The 22,211-nt window shown below is 47.4% G+C and carries 15 protein-coding genes; all 15 read left to right on the top strand.

The window, feature by feature from the left end; genetic code table 11:
• The 15 genes from NR121_RS10020 to NR121_RS09955 all read left to right on the top strand — a co-directional run bounded on the left by NR121_RS10020 (window position 1) and on the right by NR121_RS09955 (window position 22,196).
• Entirely contained in the window at window positions 1–876 is an 876-nt protein-coding gene (locus NR121_RS10020; RefSeq protein WP_074728965.1) for a flagellar hook-basal body protein, read from the top strand.
• A 91-nt stretch (window positions 877–967) separates the two neighbouring features.
• Window positions 968–1,123: a DNA-directed RNA polymerase subunit beta gene (locus NR121_RS25310; RefSeq protein ID WP_367888801.1), complete on the top strand. Its 156-nt coding sequence runs from the start codon at window positions 968–970 to the stop codon at window positions 1,121–1,123.
• A 129-nt stretch (window positions 1,124–1,252) separates the two neighbouring features.
• Window positions 1,253–1,777 (top strand): CDP-alcohol phosphatidyltransferase family protein, encoded by a 525-nt coding sequence (locus NR121_RS10015; protein WP_062411089.1) that lies wholly within the window; start codon window positions 1,253–1,255, stop codon window positions 1,775–1,777.
• A gap of 157 nt (window positions 1,778–1,934) precedes the next feature.
• The gene (fabZ, locus tag NR121_RS10010; protein WP_062410156.1) at window positions 1,935–2,366 is read left to right on the top strand and encodes a 3-hydroxyacyl-ACP dehydratase FabZ; all 432 of its coding nucleotides are present in this window, start codon (window positions 1,935–1,937) and stop codon (window positions 2,364–2,366) included.
• 54 nt (window positions 2,367–2,420) lie between these two features.
• A complete protein-coding gene (locus NR121_RS10005; protein ID WP_256831149.1) occupies window positions 2,421–4,127 on the top strand; it encodes a phospho-sugar mutase in 1,707 nt (568 codons plus the stop codon).
• A 33-nt stretch (window positions 4,128–4,160) separates the two neighbouring features.
• The gene (locus tag NR121_RS10000; protein WP_256831148.1) at window positions 4,161–6,200 is read left to right on the top strand and encodes a DUF5693 family protein; all 2,040 of its coding nucleotides are present in this window, start codon (window positions 4,161–4,163) and stop codon (window positions 6,198–6,200) included.
• On the top strand, window positions 6,176–7,300 hold the full coding sequence (gene csaB / locus NR121_RS09995) for a polysaccharide pyruvyl transferase CsaB (RefSeq protein WP_062410153.1): 1,125 nt from the start codon (window positions 6,176–6,178) through the stop codon (window positions 7,298–7,300). Before NR121_RS10000 ends, csaB begins: the two co-directional genes overlap by 25 nt.
• A gap of 41 nt (window positions 7,301–7,341) precedes the next feature.
• The gene (locus NR121_RS09990) at window positions 7,342–8,040 is read left to right on the top strand and encodes a WecB/TagA/CpsF family glycosyltransferase (RefSeq protein ID WP_082661030.1); all 699 of its coding nucleotides are present in this window, start codon (window positions 7,342–7,344) and stop codon (window positions 8,038–8,040) included.
• A 128-nt stretch (window positions 8,041–8,168) separates the two neighbouring features.
• Complete coding sequence (locus tag NR121_RS09985) at window positions 8,169–9,287, top strand: glycosyltransferase family 4 protein (protein WP_054817686.1); 1,119 nt, start codon at window positions 8,169–8,171, stop codon at window positions 9,285–9,287.
• A 248-nt stretch (window positions 9,288–9,535) separates the two neighbouring features.
• Window positions 9,536–13,297, top strand: coding sequence for an S-layer homology domain-containing protein (locus NR121_RS09980; protein ID WP_235594370.1), 3,762 nt, complete (start codon window positions 9,536–9,538; stop codon window positions 13,295–13,297).
• A 528-nt stretch (window positions 13,298–13,825) separates the two neighbouring features.
• Window positions 13,826–16,987 (top strand): S-layer homology domain-containing protein, encoded by a 3,162-nt coding sequence (locus tag NR121_RS09975; protein WP_083351319.1) that lies wholly within the window; start codon window positions 13,826–13,828, stop codon window positions 16,985–16,987.
• 79 nt (window positions 16,988–17,066) lie between these two features.
• Entirely contained in the window at window positions 17,067–17,660 is a 594-nt protein-coding gene (locus NR121_RS09970; protein ID WP_235594183.1) for a hypothetical protein, read from the top strand.
• A gap of 88 nt (window positions 17,661–17,748) precedes the next feature.
• Entirely contained in the window at window positions 17,749–18,021 is a 273-nt protein-coding gene (locus NR121_RS09965) for an alpha/beta-type small acid-soluble spore protein (RefSeq protein WP_074728956.1), read from the top strand.
• 184 nt (window positions 18,022–18,205) lie between these two features.
• Complete coding sequence (gene metK, locus NR121_RS09960) at window positions 18,206–19,411, top strand: methionine adenosyltransferase (RefSeq protein WP_137670886.1); 1,206 nt, start codon at window positions 18,206–18,208, stop codon at window positions 19,409–19,411.
• 157 nt (window positions 19,412–19,568) lie between these two features.
• Window positions 19,569–22,196 carry a stalk domain-containing protein gene (locus tag NR121_RS09955; RefSeq protein ID WP_256831147.1) on the top strand — a complete coding sequence of 876 codons (2,628 nt, stop codon included), beginning with the start codon at window positions 19,569–19,571 and terminating at the stop codon, window positions 22,194–22,196.
• Window positions 22,197–22,211: the final 15 nt, after the last annotated feature.

The following is a 22,211-nucleotide window of genomic DNA, read 5'->3' as shown; positions in this document are numbered from 1 at the left end:
ATGAACAACTCCATGATTACATCGTCGGTATCGATGCACGCGCTGCAGCAGAAGCTTGATTTGGCAGCCAACAATATCGCTAACGTGAATACGACCGGATACAAACGGCGTGAAGCCTCCTTTCAAGACGTGCTTACCAGCGTAAAGCAGCAGCCGCAAGGCTTCCAAAGGGAAGGGCGGCTTACACCGCTTGGATACAATCAAGGCTGGGGCGCCAAGCTGGTTGCGGCACAACTGAACCTTGCTCAGGGCTCACTCCAGGCTACGGATAGTCCATTGGATATGGCTATTGAAGGCAGCGGATTGTTCGAGATATCCACCGTTGTTTTGGATGCCGATAATAATCCGGTGCAAGCCACAAGGTGGACCCGCAATGGATCCTTTCAGTTGTCTCCTTCGGCGGATCCGCTGGACCCGGATAACATGCTCTTGACTACGAAAGACGGCCATTATGTGATGGGAACCGATGATAATCCGATACGCATACCGATCAACCATCGAATCCAAATCAGTCCTGACGGAGTGATCATGGCTTATAACGAGACGGAACCAGGAGCAGCTCCGATCGAGGTTGGACAGATCAAATTGGTGCGTGCCGTTCGTCCCCAACTATTGCAGCAGCTGGGAGATAATCTTTACAGTCTGCCGGGGAATATAACGCCGGCTCAGCAAGAGGAGATTCTTCAAACCGTTACCGCTGCGAATAATGAGGTTGATCCGATTACGGTTCGCCAAGGCTTCCTGGAACAATCCAACGTCAATTTATCCGATGAGATGACGGAACTGATCTCGATACAGAGAGCGTTTCAATTGAATTCCCGGGCAATCAGCTCATCCGATCAAATGATGAATTTGGCTAACAGTTTGCGTGGCTAGCGGCAATGTGTAAAGTGAGGTTGGTAACTTGAGCAAACCCCGAAAAGAGGCGTCTGAAGGATCGAAACAGCGGAATAAAGCGTTCCGTCGGATGATCAGGTGGACGTGGTTCCCTCTTGCATGCGCGGCAGCGCTTTTTATAGGCCTTACGATTGGATATGTATATGTCGGCAAGCAGAGCTTCTATGAAATGTTCGACGTCCATACTTGGCGTCACATATTCGATCTTATATATTCTGATTCCTGAACTCCCCTAAGAGGGAGTTTTATTTTTATTCTCATAACGGTATAATGTAAGGATGGGAACGGATGTAGAAAGAATGGATAACGAACAGTGCCGGCCTGGCCTGACGATCTGGAGGGGGAAAACCAGTTGTTGTGGAACTTGCCCAATATCCTAACGCTATGCCGGTTTGTACTGATTCCGGTTTACTTGATTGTGTTTGGGGCTGGTTACATAAAGTTAGCCTTTTTTGTACTTTTGCTTGCCGGACTGACCGACGTGCTGGATGGTTATATTGCGCGTAAGCGCAAGCTTGTTACGCCGTTGGGCAGCATGTTGGACCCGCTTGCGGATAAATTGATGATGATCACCGTCTTTTTGTCATTGGTGTTTTCCCAAATGATTTCATGGCAGGCCGCGATGGCCATGTTTTTAAGAGATGCGGGGATGATTATTGGTTCGGCATTCTTCCATTTTCGGGGAAAAAAGACGGTCCCTGCCAATGTTTTGGGCAAGCTGACCACTGTGTTATATTACGTAGCCATTTTATTTATCGTTTTCCAGCTCCCCTACGCCCATGCTTACCTATGGTTTGTAATTATCGTTTCTTTCGTGACAACGGTTATTTATATTCTACAGTTTTATGTGCTGAATCAACGAAGTCTGAATGCGGATTAACTTTTTTAAAAAAAGAGCTTATGTCAAGGCCTGCCGTCTGCGGCAATCCTGTACATAAGCTCCCTTATATCAACCTTCATTACTGCAGATCATGAAGGGACATTCTTAGTTTCAGTTAATAAGATCGAACTTATACCATGTGAAAGGAGCAACAACCTTGTTAGATGCTGTACAAATTCAAGAAATCATTCCTCACCGGTACCCGTTCTTCCTGGTGGACCGAATTTTGGAAGTGGAAGCCGGCGTAAAAGCCACGGGTATCAAAAACGTAACGATGAACGAACCCTTTTTTCAGGGACATTTTCCAGGGTATCCCGTTATGCCGGGAGTGTTGATTGTGGAGGCCTTGGCTCAGGTTGGCTGCGTCGCCATGCTAATGGTGGAGTCCAATCGCGGAAAGCTTGGCTTTTTTGCGGGAATTGATAATTTCCGGTTCCGCGGTCAGGTGGTTCCCGGCGATACGTTAACCTTGGAAGTGGAAATTACCCGCTTGAAAGGAAGCATCGGCAAGGGACAGGCAACAGCCAAAGTCGGGGATAAGGTGGTGGCCGAAGGGGAATTGATGTTTGCTCTGAAGGATAGAGAATAAGACCGATCATATTTCACATTCATACATAAAAATTAGGGTGGAGGAGACGGAATAATGAATTCTCAAACGCGAGTGCAAGAGCAATATGAACTTTGGTTAAATGATGAAGCTATCGACGCAGCGACGAAAGAAGAACTTCGTTCGATTTCGGGAGATCCTAAAGAAGTGGAAGACCGGTTTTACCGTGACCTGGAATTCGGTACCGGCGGACTGCGGGGGGTAATCGGAGCCGGAACCAACCGTATGAACGTTTATACGGTGGCAAGGGCCACACAAGGGCTGGCCCGGTTTCTGCTGAAATCCGGTAAAAAAACGCCATCCGTCGTCATTGCCTACGATTCACGGAATCAATCTCCCGAATTCGCGCTTGAAACGGCTAAGGTGCTTGCCGGGAACGGAATCAAGGCCTACCTGTTCGAGTCACTTCGTACTACGCCGGAGCTCTCGTTTGCCGTACGTTATTTGAATGCCGATGCGGGGGTAGTCATTACGGCCAGTCATAATCCGCCTGAATATAACGGGTATAAAGTGTATGGAAGCGATGGCGGGCAGCTTGTTCCGGATCAGGCGAAACAGGTCATAGCCGAAATTCGCAGTGTAGAGTCGTTTGCCGATGTCAAGAGAAGCTCGCGGGCGGATGCGGAGAAAGCCGGGCTGCTGGAATGGATTGGGGAAGCGGTGGATGAAGAATACATTCGTGCCGTTACCGCTGTGAGTCTTAATTCCGAGCTGGTGCGTGAGATGAGCGATGATTTCCGTATCGTCTATACACCGCTGCATGGTGCCGGGAATTTGGCTGTACGCGCCGCACTTGGTGCGATAGGATTCGAACAAGTCCATGTGGTGGCGGAGCAAGAAAAGCCGGACGCGAATTTTTCTACTGTGAAGTCGCCGAACCCGGAGGAACGGGAGGCCTTCGCACTGGCGATCGCCGAAGGAAAGAAGATTGACGCTGACATTCTGATCGGGACAGACCCGGACTGCGATCGGATGGGTGCAGTGGTGAAGGATGCGAATGGAGAATATTTCGTTCTTAGCGGTAACCAATCGGGTGCGATTATGATTGATTACTTGTTGGGCCGTTTGCAGGAGCGGGGTGAGCTGCCGGCCAATGGCGTGGTTGTCAAAACCATTGTTACAAGCGAGATGGGCGCAGTCATTGCGGAGCATTACGGAGCGAAGGTGCTTAATACGCTGACCGGCTTTAAATATATCGGGGAAAAAATAACGCAGTTCGAACAAAGCGGAGAGGCCGAGTTTTTGTTTGGCTATGAGGAGAGCTACGGCTATTTGGCAGGCACCTACGCTCGCGATAAGGACGCCGTTGTCGCATCTATGCTGATCTGTGAAGCTGCGGCATATTACAAGAGCAAAGGCAAGACGCTCTACGATGTGCTTCAGGAATTGTACGAGCGGCATGGTTATTTTTTGGAAAGGCTGGAATCGCGTACGCTCAAGGGCAAGGACGGCGTCGAGAAGATTCAGGGGATCATGGAAGATTGGCGTAGACAGCCGCCTGTTGAATTAAATGGGCTTCAAGTGACTAAGGTGGAGGATTTCTTACAGGGTTTATATGGACTTCCGGTAGAGAATGTACTCAAATTCACCTTGGAGGACGACTCGTGGTTCTGCTTGCGCCCTTCGGGCACGGAGCCTAAGATCAAGGTTTACTTCGCTGTTCGCGGCAGCTCTGCACAGGCCGCATCGGATGCGATCGACAAGCTTGTTCAGACTGTCATGTCCCGCGTTGACCATCACTAACATTGGGAGCTGACAGCATTGAAGGCAAGGTACATGAAGTGGAATCAATTAGCGCGCAAAGGATTGTGGTGGCTGGTCATTCTCGGAGTGCTGGCCTCCATTCCCATAGCGTATCAACGTTACCAAACTGAGCAGCAGTCCGGGCGTAAGGTCGAGTTTGTCATGGATTATCGCGATTTGCTCGAAATTTCGGATATGCAGACGAATCCGCGTAAATTCGTGAGTGACCAGCTTGTCAAGCTGAAGCAGCATGGCGTGGGAAGTGTGGCTGTATACGAGGCGACATTAAATGAGCTGAAGCTCAGCCGCCGTATCGAGGTGTTTTCGTCCCGCGACGCGTCTGTGCTTATGCAAGTTCCGTTCTCCCCGGGCGAGAACTTCACGTATGTTTTGTTCACGGAGACCGATTCGCAGCCTCAACTTCAGCCGCTCATCGAGCAGACATTCCATGATTTGGGTGTTACAACCAGATCTTGGAGCTTTAATCATCAGCCTGGCATGATCATTGAAATGGCGATGGACGAGGCGATGCTCAAAACGATGGATCCCGATCCTATCACGCTTCAAATGTTGAAGGATGAGGGTTTCTCGATTGTCGTCCGCATGTCGAACCGCCGCCCGTTTAATACGAACCAGATGGACGCATTGCTTGCACAGCTGAGAAAGCTCGGCGTCAAGAGATTCATCGTGGATGGGGAAACCGTGCCTGGATTCGTTAGCGAGAAGGATACGACCAATCTGGACAAAATGGGCGAGCTGATGCGCAAGCATCGTATAGGCCTTGCGGTTATCGAGCTGCAAAAGACGGAGCAAAAGGGCTTTGCCGGCTTGGCCAAACGAATCCATCATAATGTGGTAAGGCTCCATTCCTTTACGGAGACCGATGCCCAGAAGCTGACGGAGAATTTGTCTGAAGAGGAGCTGAAGGGACGTATACAGGGCGTATCGGACCGTTTTGTTCTGGCGGTGAAAGACCGCAACATTCGGATGGTGTTCCTGAATGCCCGAGCAGTCAAAAACCTCGATAAAGGGCAAATTCTGCATCCGCTTGATGCGATTTATGCCGCTTTGGATGGTCCGGATGGCGCAATTCCGCGCATCCAAGCCTCAGGCTACTCGATGGGACAGGCGGAAGCCTTCCAGTATGTATACTCCAGCTGGCAAAATATCGCAAAGGTTCTGGTATGGGCCGGTGCTGTTGCGTTGATTGCGCTCACGATCGCTTATTTCGTGCCTGAGCTGGCCTTGGCGTTGTTTCTGCTCGGTATGTTGGGCTCTGCGGGATTGCTCGTGCTCAACACCAGCCTGTTCGCGCAAGCTTTGGCGCTGGGCGCGGGTACCTGCGCTCCGACACTGGCGATTATGATGGCCATTCGTACCTGCCGGGAAAAATGGGACCGAGCGGAAGGGTCCAGAATCGGATTCGCCCTGCTGCTGCTGCTCCGAACCACATTGGTGTCGGCCATCGGCATTCTCTTTATTGTAAGCTTGCTGAATCAAATCACCTATATGCTGGTGCTGCAGCAATTCCGTGGTGTCAGCGTGCTGCATTTGGCTCCAATCGCTTTGGCAGGCCTATATTGGCTGTTGTTTAGCGAGAGAATGACTTACAAAGAGCGTGTCCTTCGCGGGCGTCAGATCCTTACTTCCAATATCAGCGTGCTGTGGGTTATTGCTGCCGCGATTATCGCGGCAGCAGGCTTCTATTATTTGTCCCGGACGGGGAATGAAGGACAGGCCTCCTCGCTGGAGAGATATTTCCGATCCTTCTTGGAAAATACGCTCGGGGTTCGCCCGCGGACAAAGGAATTCCTGATTTCACACCCGATTTTCATACTTGGGGCTTACCTTAGCTATAAATACCGGAGTGCGCTGCTATTGATTCTTGCCGGGGTAATCGGTCAAGCTTCCGTGGTCGATACGTTCGCTCACCTGCATACGCCGCTGATGATTTCATCCATTCGCGTCGTCTACGGGCTTGCTTTCGGAACCTTGATCGGAATTGGTTTCATTGCAGTATGGGAAATTGTAGTAAGGAGTTGGCGGCGATGGGTACCTCGGTTAAACGCATAGCGATATCAGGTTATTACGGTTTCAACAATAGCGGTGACGAGGCAGTTCTTCAATCTATTCTGCTGGCTCTACAGGAACAAGGAGAACGACAGGGCGTAACATTCGTCCCTGTCGTTCTGTCCGTGAACCCGGCGGAAACGGCACGGACTTATGGAGTGGAAGCCGTCCACAGAATGAAGCCCATGGAGGTATGGCAGGCTTTACGGAATGCCGACGGACTGATCAGCGGCGGCGGAAGCTTGCTGCAGGATGAAACGAGTCCAAAGACGATCCCTTATTATATTGCTGTCATCCGTTTGGCGCAGTGGATGGGAAAGCCTGTATTTATTTACTCCCAGGGCATCGGTCCGGTACATCGCAGGTTATTTTTCGGATGGATTCGGTCTGCTTTTCAACGCAGTTCATTTATAACGGTAAGGGATGAGGAATCCAAAGCCTTGCTAGGGAAGATGGGGATATCACCATCAGAGGTGGAAGTGGTGCCGGACCCGGTAATGGGATTGCCTATGCGCGGACAACCGACACAAACTCCGAGCGGTGAAACGAAACCTGTAATTGGGGTTTCCGTCCGTTTTTGGAACGAGGACCGTTCTGAACTCAGGGCGGTGGCTGAATCTCTTCAGGTCGTTCTGGAAAAATCGGATGCGGTTATTCGATTTCTCCCGTTCCATCTGCCGTCGGACGAGAAGGCATCTTTGTATGTGATGGAACAGATGGGGGAAATCTACAAAGAGCGGCTTTCATTAGCGCGGGAGGTAACTCATCCTCAGGATATGCTGGCGGAGGTGGCAGCCTGTCAGGTGCTTCTAGGCATGCGCCTACACTCCTTAATCTATGCGGCAAGCCAATACGTCCCCATGGTCGGGCTCTCTTATGATCCGAAAATTGATCAGTTTTTGAACCGGCTAGGCATGAAATCGGCCGGCACTACCAAACAGCCCCGATCGGAAGATCTGGCTCAAGAGACATTGGGAATGCTGGCGGACGGTGCTTCATGGAAGCGGGACAAGAGGCAGGCGATCGAACAGTTGAAGATTGAAGCAGGGCGTCCGGCTGAGCGTATCGCATCATTTTTTGCTAAAGGACGTGGGATGCAGTGAGTTTTCCCAAAGTATCCATTTTTGGTGTACCGATTTCGAAGATGAGCATGAAAGATACGGTTGCTTATTTGAGCCAAGTGATTGCTCGGCGTGAGCCGCATCAGGTCATTACGGCCAATCCGATTATGGTCATGACTGCGCTTGAACATCCGGATTATATGCAAATGATGAAAGAAGCCGAGCTTGTTGTTCCCGATGGGGCAGGTGTCGTGTGGGCTTCCGGCTATGTCGGCAATCCTGTCGCGGAACGTGTAACGGGGTTTGATCTGATTCAAGAATTAATGAAGGCAGGTGAACGGCAGGGCTGGAAAGTATACCTTGTCGGCGCAGCCCCCGATGTCATTGAGGCAGCGGCGACCCGGCTGCAGGAGCTGTATCCGGGAATCAAGCTTGTCGGTTTCAGGGATGGTTTTTTTGGTGAAAAAGAGGAAGCCGGTGTTATTGAAGCTATTCGTGCCGCAGCACCTGATATTCTGCTGGTCGGTCGGTCGGCGGACAAACAAGAGCCGTGGATTGCAAAGTACAAGAATCAGCTGGGTGTACCTGTAATGATGGGAGTCGGGGGCAGCTTTGACGTATTGTCGGGGAAGTTAAAGCGCGCGCCAGTGTTGTTCCAAAAGTTGAGGCTCGAATGGTTCTATCGGTTGTTGCAGGAGCCTTGGCGGTATAAAAGAATGCTCGTGCTGCCGAAATTCGCTTTGAAAGTCATCCGTGAAAAAGAAAATGTGCAGAAACCTTGACTGAAACTGTGAAAACAACCTGAAAACCGCTAAAACCGCACAAAATTGGTATTGGTATTTCCAAAACCATCAGAGTATAATTTGGAGTGTTTGGGGTTTTCATAGAAAAAGGGGCTGTGAACATACACATGAATTTGTTATACGGAATCGGCTTTGTCACTGCATTACTTATCGCTTTGCTTATGACGCCGCTAGTGAAACGCTTTGCTTTTTGGGTCGGGGCCGTTGACGCGCCGAATCACCGCAAGGTACATAACCGCATTATGCCGAGGTTGGGCGGACTTGCCATATTTATTGCATTTATTGGAGCTTATTTTGTTATTTCCCCGGCTATCGATTCGCTAAAGAACGATGTAGTATTCGGGCTTCTGGTCGGGGGGGCGATCGTTGTTCTGATCGGCGCGTTCGATGACCGCTATGATTTATCGCCCAAAATCAAGCTGCTGGGTCAAATATTGGCCGCCTGCGTCGTTGTTTATTCAGGAGTGACCATTGAACTTGTCAATGTGCCGTTCGGAGACGGAACAATTTCGTTATCATGGCTCTCCGTACCGTTGACGATCTTCTGGATCGTGGGCGTTACCAATGCCATCAATCTGATCGATGGTCTTGACGGTCTATCTGCCGGGGTTTCGGGCATTGCGACCACCACCATACTTGTGCTCGCTTTAATGATGGGCAATACAACGGTTGTTTTGCTATGTGTGGTTTTGCTGGGCAGCATTGCAGGCTTTCTGTTCTACAACTTCCATCCGGCAAAAATTTTCATGGGCGATTCCGGTGCATTGTTCCTTGGTTTTTGCTTGGCTACTTTATCTGTGCTTGGTTTTAAGCAAGCGACGGTGGTATCTCTGCTTGTGCCGGTTATGATTCTCGGGGTGCCGCTGTCCGACACCTTCTTCGCCATCTTGCGACGTTGGGTTAACAATCTGCCGATCTCGGTCGCGGACAAAAGCCATCTGCATCATTGCCTGCTGCAGCTTGGTTTCAGCCATCGTACAACGGTATTGATTATTTATGGCATTGCATTGCTGTTCGGCTCCTCAGCCGTCCTGCTGTCCTATATGTCGGAGCAGCAAACGCTTTGGGGAGCGGTCATTCTCGTGGTCGTGCTGTTGTGCATTCTGGTTCTCGGGGCAGAGGCGATCGGCATTATCAGCAAGACGAGGAAGCCTGTACTCAAATTTTTAAACAAAATCCGTATGAAAACGATGCAGTTGAGCGACCGTTCAAGAGTGTCAAAATAACAATAATACCAATACCGAATCCCAGACCTTTAAGGTCTGGGATTTTTTGTGACTTCCGTTTTTTTGTACCCAATCTATAACATTTTTGTTCTTCCCAGCCGATAACAAATGTACACGCAGCTTTTTGGGAAATGGTTAATACTCATGCATGATCTTGCAAAAAAAGGAGGTAATCCAAGAGAACATAGCATTCATTCCCGCTGATAATGCATTTTTTATACATAAGGAGGAAAAGACCATTGAAACAAATGAAGAAGCGATTCGTCAGTATCTTTGTCATCATGGCTATGCTGGTTTCGATGATGGTTCCGCTGACAACAGCTTTTGCTGCAACCACCTTAAAGGTTAAGGGTTTCAGCATCAATGAAAGCAGCCCAACGCCGGTAACCAGCGAATATGTGGATATAACCGTCGAAGTTGACAACATTGACGATTCGGAGATTGCAGGCATTTATTATGAGATTGAGAATTTGAGCACAAATCCCGGGGCACCGGTAGAAAACAGAACAAACAAAGGGAATCGCAGCTCTGCTTATGAGATTACTTTTAATAATGTCCAATTAACGGAAGGTACTAATAAAATTACGTTCTTCACGGGAGATGTGACCCGGCTGGCTTCACAACCTGCTTATATTACATTTACGCCTACGACGAACATTACGGATTTAAGATTTAACCAGGTTCCTTTGGACGACAATCTTATGTATCCGCAGGATCCTACCCAAACAGCCTATACCATTACGGGGAAATCGCCTAATGCGACGACTATACAAGGGTATTTGTTAGGGCAATCCAATCCGATCACCGCATACCGCAGCAGCAATGGAGACTTCACCTTTATCCCAAGCCGCAATGGTGAATTCAATATGCAGGCGGGGGACAATATTTTTAAAATTGTTGCGAGCAACAGTACGAATTCGTATACGCTGACACGCAAATTTGTTTTTAATGACGGCGGTCCGTTTTTGTACGATGGAGCCATCCAATCCGCGGCTCCAGGGTCGACCCCTCAAAAGCTGGTGAACGACCCATTGCCTCAACTGGATCAAACATCGGCCATTCTTACAGGGAAGCTTAAGGTTGATTTTGAAACGGGATCAACCACGGTGACCAAATATGTGTACGCTGATATTCAAGTAGTGAACGGGCCCACGACTCGCGTTGATTTTACAGGACCATCGGCGCTGCCTGTTCTCCAGACTACATCACACTATAAAATATTTGATTTGGGATCCGTTCCGCTTGCTCTGCCGACAAACCGGAAGCAAACGATTATTATCACATTCTTTACCGGTACGGGTTTGATCGGTCAGGTGCCGCAGCAAGTTTTTCATTTCAATTATTACGATCCGACAGCCCCTTATGTCACCAAGGTTACTAAAAATCTAGGTAATGACGCTTTGGGAGTGCCTATTGAAGTAGCGCTGAATGAGAACGGCGGAAATGAAATCAATGAGCTTCCTTCGGAATTCTTCGTTTATACGACGAATGTTAATCCCGCAACAGGCACGGTGGTAGCGAATGTTGCTGGTACGCCTACCAATTTCACTGCAACGCATGTCGGTACGGTCGGCACTGAGGAAAAATGGAAATTTCAATTGAGCGGAATTCGGGATGGCAATACAACATTATCCGTTGTGCCAAACGGAGATAGCAACGGACGGTTGGATTTCCCTGTCACGATCACCAGCACGCCTTATGTCATTCCAATCAACTTCCATAACAATATGATGATTAAGAACGTGGCGCTGGACACACCGGCATGTACCGTGGGGGGAACGCCGGGTGCCGTTTGTTTGCAAGCACGCATTATGAATCTGCCATCTACTGAATACCCGAATATAGAGGTAGCTGTGAATGGCAGAACGACCAATTTGACTGCCGGTGATTTCCCTAACAATGATTCTACGATGATGCTTGATTTAGGGGCGGCTCGCACCTGGTCTCCGGCTTTGCCGGCAGGTGAATCTTTAATTGTAGAAGGAAGAAATACGATCAAATTCAGTTTGCGCCTGAACGGAACGGTCGTAACAACGGCACAGTATGAAATTTTCAAATTCACACTGCCTACTCCTGCTTTTGCAGGGGATATATTGCCTACTCCGTTGGAGAAGTTTACTAAAGCGCAGACTCCGGACAAATATGTTACTAATGCATCTGAAGTATCTTTTACCGGAATGTTCACGAATGCGGACACGATCCGATTAAATGTGCGCAAGACGGATACTCAGGGGAACCCTGTTCTGACTTTTGATGCTCGTTCCGGTCCAGGCTGGGGCTATCCCGCTTCTCCCGCCAGCGGACAGGTCCAATATTTAAATATCAATACCTCTACTGGCGGGTTCACAACCAATCCCGTTTCGCTGCCGTTTAACGGGGATGTGGTTTTTGAATTCCTTATCTCGAATAATACAGGTATCACCGAAATCCGAACGATTACGATATCCCGCGAACCGGTTCCGTATCGGGTCATTCTGCCTCAATTGATCCAAGTCGGCAACCAGCAGCAGGCAAAGGTCAATGGGAATTTTGTGGATATTAAATTAGAGGCCGAGAATGCGGACAGCGTTATATTCGGTAAAAATGATGTTGTCCGGAGCAAGATTGATCCGGCCGATAACAAGCCTTATTTTTATTACCGTTATCAAAATTTGAAGTCCGGAAACAACACAATCAATTTTACCGTAATTCGCGGTACGGAGCAGACAAAAGGCAGCTTCGTCGTGAATAACGTTAACACCTCGATCGAGGGCGCCCAAATGCTGATGCCGCTTCAAAACAAATATAAGCTGTTTGAAGGCGATCTGGAGCTTACGTTCCCCAAAGATACGAAGCTGATGCGCAATGACCCTACAGCGCAGCAGCAATATTTGACGGGCGATCGCAAGATTTTCTTTGGGATAGCCAATACGAAGGATGGAAGAGTTAGCAAAGACTATCTCAGCGATGCAAGCGCCAGCTTTTTCTTAGAGGAGCCGACTCGGAAGTTTAGACCGATCAGCCAGCTGTATTGGATCAATGCCGGTTATATTAAAGAGAACGATTATATGGATACGGATAAGCTAAAGGAAGCGTTGACAGGTACCGGACAAGATCCGTACAATGTGGATGGCAGCTCCAGCAATGTGCGCTTCTATCAAAAAAGAACCGTAAACGATTTAAAGGATATGGTTGTGCCTACCAAGCGCGGAGAGTTGACACTGAAATACGATAACAGCATTCGCGAAGATTCCTGGAAGTATGTAACGGTGTATCAATTAGATATCTTTGAAGATTACCGGGGCATGACCACGTTGGCGTGGAAAAATATCGGCGGTGTCGTCGATCCGAAGAAAAACACGATTACGGTGCCTATCGATCACTTCGGCTATTTCCAGGTCATGTACATGTACGACAGCTTCAATGATATTACCAGCCATGAGTGGGGAAGAGATACTTTAGATACGCTGTACTCCAAAGGATACATGTATAACAAATCACCCGCTTTGTTTGTCCCTAACGAGCCCATTACTCGCGGGGAATTTGCAACGGTGCTGGTCAAAGCTTTTGATCTGCCTTTGAACTATAGCGGTACTCAAACGTTTAGAGATGTTCCGGCTACCGGCAGTACTAATCCTTTGTATGATTATAAATACATCGAGACCGCAGCCAGAGCCGGAATCGTTAGAGGAAACGCCGGAGGCTTGTTTAACCCCGGAAGTGCGATCACGCGTCAGGATGCGGCTGTGATGATTGCAAGGGCAGCGGAACTTAAACTATCTTCCGATACGGCAAAGTCGATCGCAGCATTGCAAAAACAATTTACCGATGGCTCTGAAATTGATTTTTATGCCTCACCATCGGTGGAAGCCGTCACTAAGGCCGGTTTGATCCAAGGAATTGAGAACGTGCTTCTTACAGGACAAAAGAAAGCAACCTACCGTTTCGATCCGCGGCAAAACTTTACGCGGGTGCAGGCGGCAGCTGTATTGGAGCGCGTGCTGAAACAGCAGAAGAAGCTTCCTAAATAAGTGATGAAGCCGCCAACAGCATGGATCTAGAAACATGAGTTGGCGGCTTTTGAGTGACAATTATGGAAAATTATTCGTAATGACTAAGTGTATGATATAGTTGTATACTATCCTTGTTAAACGTACGATACAACATGTTGATAGATAAGTTGATATACTCAGAATACATACTGTGTAGCTGCGAAAAATCTTATAAAAGTTTTTTCAGAAAGCGCAACTTTTTCGAAAACAGTGCGTTTAATACAATGAAACTAAACAATAACAAGCCAAGAGTTAACCCTTTGGATAATTTTCTCAAAATTAACTCTTTACCTTGGTAGCGTGTCGGTGTATAATGTTAAATGGCATGCGACTCTCTATTATTGTTTACTAGTTTCTGCAATTTATACATTGCAGACATAACTAATAAAAATCATTTCGCTCAACTCTGGGAAGGGGGTGAATCGGCTAATGAGGGAATCGAGCTATAGTTTATCTACACAGAACTCTCAACAACCGAAAGATATTCGAGGAGGAGAAAAAAAGGTTATGAAGAAAAGTTTATCTGCTATTTTATCCCTGGCTATGGCATTCTCGATGTTTTCTTCCGTAGCGCTGGGTGCAGAAGCTGCAAAAGATTCTTCCAGCTTCAGCGATCTGAAAGATCTGGATGAAGCTACTAGAGCTAAATTTGATGCATTGATTTCTGCTGGTATCTTTGATGGCGTAAGCGAGGGCGTATTTGGTCTTAACGACAAAATGAACCGCGCTCAATTTGCGAAAGTCGCCGCTTTGATCTTCAAATTGGATGTTGACACTTCCCTGACAACTTCCAGTTTCTCCGATGTGAAAGCTGACGATCCGGCTAACGGCTACGCTCTTCCTTACATCGAAGCTTTGAAAGCTGCAGGTTTGACTGACGGCTATGCGCCTGGTCAATATAACCCTGCTGGCGAAGTAACAAAGCAAGAGCTTGCTGCTTTCTTGCTGCGCGGTCTTGGCCTTGACGCTCAAGCTAAAGCAACTCCAGGCGTAAGCGACCATACTGTATCCGACTGGGCTAAAGGATATGTTGCGCTCGCAATCGAGAGACAAATCCTGACTAGCGGTCCTGATGGTACTTTCGGTGGTACTTCCGCTGCAACTCGCGATCTGTTGGTGCTTGCATCTTATGCAGCTCAAGAACAATTCAAAAACCTCAACAAACCTGAAAAAGCATCTATTGCTTCCGCAAAAGCAATCGGCGTTCAGAAAGTTGAAGTGAAATTGGACAGAGATGTTGACACTGAGAAGGCTACACTTAAGCTTTCTAGAGGGTCTGCTGACGTTCCAGTTACTGTTGAGTGGGCTGAAGACAAACAATCTGCTGTTCTGACTTTGACTGATTCCAAGGTTCGTGCTGGCGAGTACACTGTAACATTGGGCGGCTTGGATGCAGCTGCAGTTGACAAAACGGTTGCCAAATTCACTGCTGAAGACGAGCAGCTGAAGAGCATCGACTTCCTGACAACTAGCGATACGATCGCTTATTCTTCCAGCGTAGTTATCAAGCTTGCTGCGAAAAACCAATACGGCGAGAATGCTTCCTTCTCCGGCGGCTCTTATACTGTATATACTTCCCTTGCTACTTACAAGAAAATCAGCCGTCAAGATGATGGTATCCTTGCTTTGACTTTGGATACTAAGTCTAATGGTGATGCTCAACAAGGGGTTTCCGTTATCCCTGTAACGGTTGTGAATAACGATCAGCATATTACAGTTTCCAAAAACTTTAAGCTGGGTACGCAACCGATTCTTCAAAAATTAGAGTTGGGTGAAGCAACATATTCCAATAAGGAAGCGAAAGCAATCACTGGCAAAGGTGATTATGCAACATTTGATCTGAACCTGTATGATCAATATGGCAGCAACATCGCTTACGATTCCCCTGACTTCAAGGAAAATGAAGTTAACGTAATCTGGAATGATTATGTTGGACAAAACAAGAGCGGTGGCACTATCGTTGACAAGGATATCGAAGATAACGGCAGCAATGTCCCGAGATTGAAGATTTCCTTGAACGATAACATCGATAAGTCTGGCGATTACACGTTCACAGTTACTAGCCAGGCAGCTACAGCAACAGGCAAGGTTTCCATTAAATCTGCTAAAGTTGCAACCAAAGTAGAAATCGGCGACTCCAATGATGTAATTGCTGCTGGCGACTATGATGTTTATATCCCGATCATCGCTTATGATGAGCAAGGAAATCAACTGAGCGTAGACGACCTGACTGATGACACCAACCGTGAGAGAATTAAATTCAATATTTCCGGTGTTGAAAACAGTGGCAATGTAAAAATCGAGGAAACTGGTGCTCACAAAGGCTCTATTCGTCTGAAAAACATCAATGGTACTTCGAAGGGTTCGGTTACCGTTACGGCGTATATTGCTACAGCCAATGCACAAAGCACGGCTACAAAAACTTACACGATTTCTGATGTTCGTACACCTGACAGAATCAGAGAAGTTACGCCAGTTGCGAAAGCTATCATTCCAAATGCATATAGCAGCTTCAAATACGTGATCCAAGATCAGTATGGAAAACAAATGGATTACAACTTGGGTACAGATAAAAACAAAAATGTTGGGACTACTGTAAATTACAGTGTATATGTAGCTCTTGAAGCACCTGCAGGTGAGAACTTCTTCTATATAACAAAGGATGACGACAGCCAATCCAATCAAGATGGAACTAAACCTGAAAATGTATTGGTTGATGCTACTAAATCCTTTACTTTCGGCAACAAAGATGAGTGGGCTAATAATTCCTTCAAACAACTTAACGAGGGTCTGAGAATTTGGGCTAAACCAGGTGCCGAAGGAAAACAAGCAACACTGAAAATTCAAATTGTTAAGAATGAAGATGGAAAAGACGTTGTATTAACAACTACAACGAAACAAATTCAAGGTACTAAAGTCAATGAAGATCTGACTTATAGCTTGGTTTCTCTTGGTGATATTTACAACACCAAAGATAGTAAGCTTGCTGAATCTGTTACTAATGATGTTTACAAAGCAAATGTCGGTGACCCATCCAAGAGCCCGCTGAAAAAACGCATTAACCTTACAGTAACGAATGCGGCTGGAGATAAAGTTGCTATTCCTGATGACTTCATTAAGAATGTAACTTCCTCCAATCCGAACTCTGCTGTAGTTGGTAAAAACGCTGCAGGTAAATGGTATGTGCTTGGTTACAAAACAGGTACATCTACAATTACTGTAAACTATACCAACTTAAAAGGCGAGTCTAAGACTGTATCTGCTACTGTAACTACTAAGAATGATCCTGTTAGCATTGAAAGTGTAGTGGCTAACAACAAAAAGGTTAAAGTTGCAGCTAGCGCCAGCGGTAATGTAAAAGTGGTTGATGAGTTCACTGCTAACCCTAAAGGCGGTTTGGGCGACTTTGAAATCGTCGATAACTATGGTGTTAAAGTTGATGGTCTCAATTTGATCAATTACAAAAACATCTATGGTGTGATCTTTACAGCTCAAAACATTTCGCTTGTAAATTCAAATATAACTGATGCTAATGCCAACAAGGTAGAAATTAGTGAAGATGGTACAGTTACATTTGGTAGCAACGTTGCTCAATTTGACTTGGTATTGACTGCACCTAGCGGTAAGTCTGCTTCTACTGAAGTACAAATCGATCGTTCTGGTTCATAATTAATATTATTGAACCCCAGCTTTAAGAAAGAAGACCTTCGGGTCTTCTTTTTTACTTTAAAAGAGAGAGGGTTGGTTTGTGTTGAATATTAAAAAGCTGATTGCGGCCTCAGTATTGATTTTTGGAATCAATGGTATCCTCCTTGCCCACGCCGATGCACCCCAAGGCGGTACTGTTCCCGGCTCGGTAGATGACCCGGTCATCACGAAGAGCTATTTCGACCAAAATATTGCAAATAAAATTGCTGATGAACTCGCTAAACAAACCTTCAATGAAGAAAAAATCAGACAGATCATCGCTTCGGAGTTAGCCAAAACCGGATCGGCTCCATCTTCCGGAACAGGTGATTCTACCCAACCTGCCGTATCCAATTCTGGACTTACCGTTATTAAGCTGGAGCAAGGCCAATTACTTTTTGGCGGCGCAGGCGCCGAGATTATCGTTCGAACAGGAAAGGCAGTTGCCTTTAGCTCTACAGCAGACGGAATTGCCGATGTAACGGCCGGTAAAGATATTACTGCAGGAACAAGCGTTGAACTTAACCATTTGCTCATTGTTCCTCGTGAGGGACGCGGGATTAAGCCTGATCCGAAATCCAATCAAGACATCTATGTCATGGTTCGCGGGAATTATTTGTTAACCAATGCCGACGGTTCCAAGGTTACTCCATAATTTTACCCATTTCTCCAGTCATTCATACGTTTGCTTGTCTACATAGAGGAAACACTATGACTACATTCCGAAAAAGGAGGTACTCGTAGTGGCTAAGAATAACAACAAAAAAGTGGTACCGGAAAGCGGAAAGGCATTGGATGTATTAAAATATGAGATCGCTGCGGAGCTTGGACTCCCGGTTGGTAAGCAGGCGGCCAATATGAACGTGGAATTTGCTACGGAATTAGGATCGCTTCCATCGCATTCCATAAAGGAAGATTACTGGGGACATATTGCATCGAGGGATGCCGGTGCGGTTGGAGGCACGATTACAGCACGTTTGATTAAAAAAGCCGAGGAAATGATGCTTAACCTGTAATCGTGACACCTGTGTTAATTATTGTTGGAAATTATCATAATTTATTGACACACTTAGACAAATCCAGTAACATACTATAAAGAAGGTAACAGCCAAAGAAACCTTTTCCAAGCGGAAAAGGTTGATTTTTTGTATGTGTACTTATGCGTGTATTTATGAATACTAGCCTTAGGAGGTTATTCTTATGTCTAATCCAGTGGGTCGCCGCTTATTTACATCCGAGTCTGTTACAGAAGGTCATCCGGATAAAATTTGTGATCAAATTTCAGACTCCGTATTGGATGCATTTTTGGCGAATGATCCGAATGCCCGCGTAGCATGCGAGGTTTCGGTTGCTACAGGTCTTGTGCTTGTCATTGGCGAAATCAGCAGCCGCTCGGAGTATGTCGATATCCAGGCGATTGCGCGTCAAACCATCAAAGATATCGGTTATACGCGCGCCAAATTCGGATTTGACTCCCAAACTTGCGCGGTATTGGTTTCCTTGAACGAGCAGTCTCCAGACATCGCACAGGGCGTGAATAAAGCGCTTGAAGCACGTGAGGGACTAATGTCCGATGATGAGATTGAAGCCATTGGCGCAGGTGACCAAGGAATGATGTTCGGGTTTGCGGTTAACGAGACGCCGGAATTGATGCCGCTGCCGATCTCGCTTTCGCATCAGCTTGCCCGCCGTTTGACAGAAGTTCGTAAGAACGGTAAGCTTCCCTACCTTCGTCCTGACGGAAAGACACAAGTTACTGTTGAGTATGACGGTCCTACCCCAGTTCGTGTAGACACCATTGTTGTTTCTACGCAGCACGGGGAAGATGTGACATTGGAGCAAATCCAGGCCGATATTAAAGAGCATGTAATTAAACCGATCGTGCCGGATCATCTGATCGATGCAAACACCAAATATTTCATCAATCCGACAGGCCGTTTTGTTATCGGTGGGCCCCAAGGGGATGCCGGTTTGACAGGACGTAAAATCATCGTTGACACCTACGGCGGCTATGCACGCCACGGCGGCGGTGCATTCTCCGGCAAGGATCCTACTAAGGTTGACCGTTCCGGTGCATATGCCGCTCGTTATGTAGCGAAAAATATTGTTGCCGCAGGCCTCGCAGACAAGTGTGAAGTTCAACTGGCCTATGCTATTGGCGTTGCCAAGCCGGTATCGATTTCCGTCGATACATTCGGTACAGGCAAAGTAAGCGAGCAGAAGCTGGTAGAGATTGTTCGCAAAAACTTTGACTTGCGTCCGGCAGGCATCATTAAAATGCTTGACCTGCGCCGCCCGATTTACAAGCAAACGGCAGCTTACGGTCATTTTGGACGTACGGATGTGGATTTGCCGTGGGAGCGTACGGACAAAGCGGAGCTGCTTAAGGCGGATGCTCTGAACTAAATGTTTTAACCCATGATCTGTCTAAGCAAGACGATCCGTATCCCGGGTCGTCTTTTTGATTTTTTATCACTATTTTTCAAGAAGAATATCGTAACTTTTTAGGTAGTAATAGAGTCTAAGATAAAGGAGAGTGGAAACGAGAGAGGAGAACAAAAGAGTGAGTTTGCAAAAGAAATGGCGAAAGTTGTCGTGTGTTGTCCTTGCAGCGTCGCTGCTGCTGTCGTCTTGGCCGGGAACAGGCGGGAATGCGGCTTATGCGGCGAATGAACCGACCGTGACGATGCTGAGCCAGGAAATTTTGACGTCTGGTGCTGTGTTGAAGAAATATGTATGGAAATCTATGCGGAACAATAAAGAAGTTCAAGTCAATGGAAATGTGATAGAAGTTGATTTGACGAATCCGAACGTGAAATTAGATGTGATGACGGGTACGGGAAATCAGTTTACGAAGAAACAAACGGTACTGGGAATGACGAAGGAAACGAAGGCGGTCGCCGGGATCAATGGTGACTTTTATAATACACAGGCTGAAGGCGTGCCCATGGGCCCTCAGATTTCCAATGGGCAGCTGATGGCTACTCCGCCTTACCTGCCGGGATTTTATTCTTTTGCCTTGGACAAGAACAACAAGCCGATTGTGGACTTATTTACTTTTAAAGGATCGATTATTGCCAAAGACGGAGCTTCCTATCCGCTCGGGGGCATCAATAAAACATACTATTGGTTCGAGCCGAGCAAGGAACACAGTCATATCGACGGCATGTTTATGTATACCAATGCATGGGGGCAGATAGACCGCTCCAATGATGGAGTAACCGTACCGACGGAGGTCTTGGTCCAGAATGGCATCATTAAACAAATCGCCGTTAACGGCATTATCCGGATGATTGCTCCTGAGGATGGTTATATTCTGCGTGCCTCGGGCAAAGCGGCCGATTTTGTCGTTACGCACCTCAAAGAAGGAGATCCGTTGAAAGCCGATTATCAAGTGCTGGCACAGGATCCGAACAAAAATTATGATGTGAGTACGTTTAAAATGATGATTGGCGGCCACACGATTATGGTGGACGAGGGGAAGCCGGCGGCCTTCTCGCGTGAAGTCGCAAGTCTTTGCTGCAATCGTTCGCGTACGGCGATCGGGTATTCGCAGGATATGAAAACGGCCTATCTGATTACCGTCGATAATTACGGCGACAGCAAAGGGCTAAGCATGCAGGAGCTGCAGCAGTTTATGATTAAGGTGGGGGTATGGAAAGGACTAAATCTGGACGGCGGCGGGTCGACACAGATGGCTGCACGCCCGCTAGGGGAATTTGAACCTGTCCTCGTGAATAAAACGGAAACCGGCGCCCAGCGGCGCGTTGTCAACGGCGTAGGGGTGTACTCTACCGCTCCGCAAGGTGAGGTGAAAGAGATCTTCATTCAAGCCCCGAGCTTCATGTTCGTGGGCGAGCAGGCAGCGTTAGGCTATAAGGCCTATGATATCTATTATAATCCTGTAGAAACCTCCAAACTGCCGGCTCAATGGAGTGTCGCGGACAATAGCGGTACATTCAAAGAAAATGTATTCACCGCAACAAAACCGGGAGTGGCCAAAGTGACGGCCGTAAGCGGTAAAGGGCAATCGACGGCTAATATTGAAGTCGTAGGAAGAAACCAATTGAAGAGCATGAGCATTAAGGCCGATAACATGACGCTAACCGAGGGAGAGTCCGTTAAACTGCCTCCGGTTATTGCGACAACCTTAACTGGAAAAAGCAGAGAAATCCCGCCGCAGCTGATCCAATGGGAAGTGCTCGGTATACAAGGGGAGCTGGCCAACGGAACATTAAAAGTGAACAGCCTGGCCGGAAGCACCGGTGCCCAGCTCATAGCGAAGTATGATGGCTACAGCACTATGACTGTCATCCCTGCAGGGGTTGATAAAGTTTGGTATGATCTGGATAATTTTGCAGTCATGACGACGTCTGAAGTGAAGCCTCAGGAGGTTAAGGCTGGAGTATCCATCAAGCTGAGTGAAACGGGAAACAAGTATCTGGAGTTGAATTACGACTTTACGCAAGGCACAGGCAATAAATGGGCTTATGCAGCCATGAATACCGGTATTGTGATCGAGGGGCAGCCTCAATATATGAAGGTAAAAGTCAACGGTGACGAAAGCCTGAACTGGTTGCGTGCGGAGATACTGGATAATGCAGGTAAGGTTCATTTGGTCGATTTGGCACGCAGCATCAACTGGAAGGGATGGAAGCAGGTGACTGCCGATCTGTCGGAATACCCAATAAGCTATCCTATCCGGGTGAAGAGCATTTATATCGTCAATGAGGAGATCGGTCAGGATGAGCGCCTTGCCAAAAGCGCCATCGGGATTGATGATATCACGTTTACGTACAGAGGCGGTTTGGCGAAACCATCGTTCAATTCGATTAGCCTGACGATCAATAAAAAAGATGTGACCGTTAACGGGAAAAGAATGATGCTGGAGCAAGCCCCAGTCATTGAAAAAGGCAATACCTTGATCCCAATTCGTTTTGTGACGGACGCTCTTGGCGGAACCGTACGGTGGGACGATACGGAGCGCAAGGTCACCGTCATTCGCGGCGGCAAAATGATTGATCTGTGGATCGATAATCCAGACCTGATCGTGAATGGCCAAAGAGTTACGGCAGAAGTGCCGCCGGTCATCATGAACAATTTGACGATGGTGCCGCTGCGCATCTTATCGGAGAATTTGGGCTGGAAAGTGACATGGGATCCGCAGACCCGACAAGTGACCCTGCAATAATTAGTACTAATAGCT

The organism is Paenibacillus sp. Pae15 (genome assembly GCF_024519685.1).
In the GTDB taxonomy this organism is placed as follows: Bacteria; Bacillota; Bacilli; order Paenibacillales; family NBRC-103111; genus Paenibacillus_G; species Paenibacillus_G naphthalenovorans.
Note: the sequence above shows the minus strand (reverse complement) of the source record. Positions and strands in the feature narration are given on the sequence as shown.

Excerpts from the sequence above, each read along its gene's own strand:
- csaB (WP_062410153.1), top strand. The coding sequence starts at position 6,176 with ATGGGTACCTCGGTTAAACGCATAGCGATATCAGGTTATTACGGTTTC.
- NR121_RS10005 (WP_256831149.1), top strand. The coding sequence starts at position 2,421 with ATGAATTCTCAAACGCGAGTGCAAGAGCAATATGAACTTTGGTTAAAT.
- NR121_RS10000 (WP_256831148.1), top strand. The coding sequence starts at position 4,161 with ATGAAGTGGAATCAATTAGCGCGCAAAGGATTGTGGTGGCTGGTCATT.
- NR121_RS09990 (WP_082661030.1), top strand. The coding sequence starts at position 7,342 with ATGAGCATGAAAGATACGGTTGCTTATTTGAGCCAAGTGATTGCTCGG.
- NR121_RS10020 (WP_074728965.1), top strand. The coding sequence starts at position 1 with ATGAACAACTCCATGATTACATCGTCGGTATCGATGCACGCGCTGCAG.
- metK (WP_137670886.1), top strand. The coding sequence starts at position 18,206 with ATGTCTAATCCAGTGGGTCGCCGCTTATTTACATCCGAGTCTGTTACA.
- NR121_RS09975 (WP_083351319.1), top strand. The coding sequence starts at position 13,826 with ATGAAGAAAAGTTTATCTGCTATTTTATCCCTGGCTATGGCATTCTCG.
- NR121_RS09980 (WP_235594370.1), top strand. The coding sequence starts at position 9,536 with ATGAAGAAGCGATTCGTCAGTATCTTTGTCATCATGGCTATGCTGGTT.
- NR121_RS25310 (WP_367888801.1), top strand. The coding sequence starts at position 968 with ATGATCAGGTGGACGTGGTTCCCTCTTGCATGCGCGGCAGCGCTTTTT.
- NR121_RS09985 (WP_054817686.1), top strand. The coding sequence starts at position 8,169 with ATGAATTTGTTATACGGAATCGGCTTTGTCACTGCATTACTTATCGCT.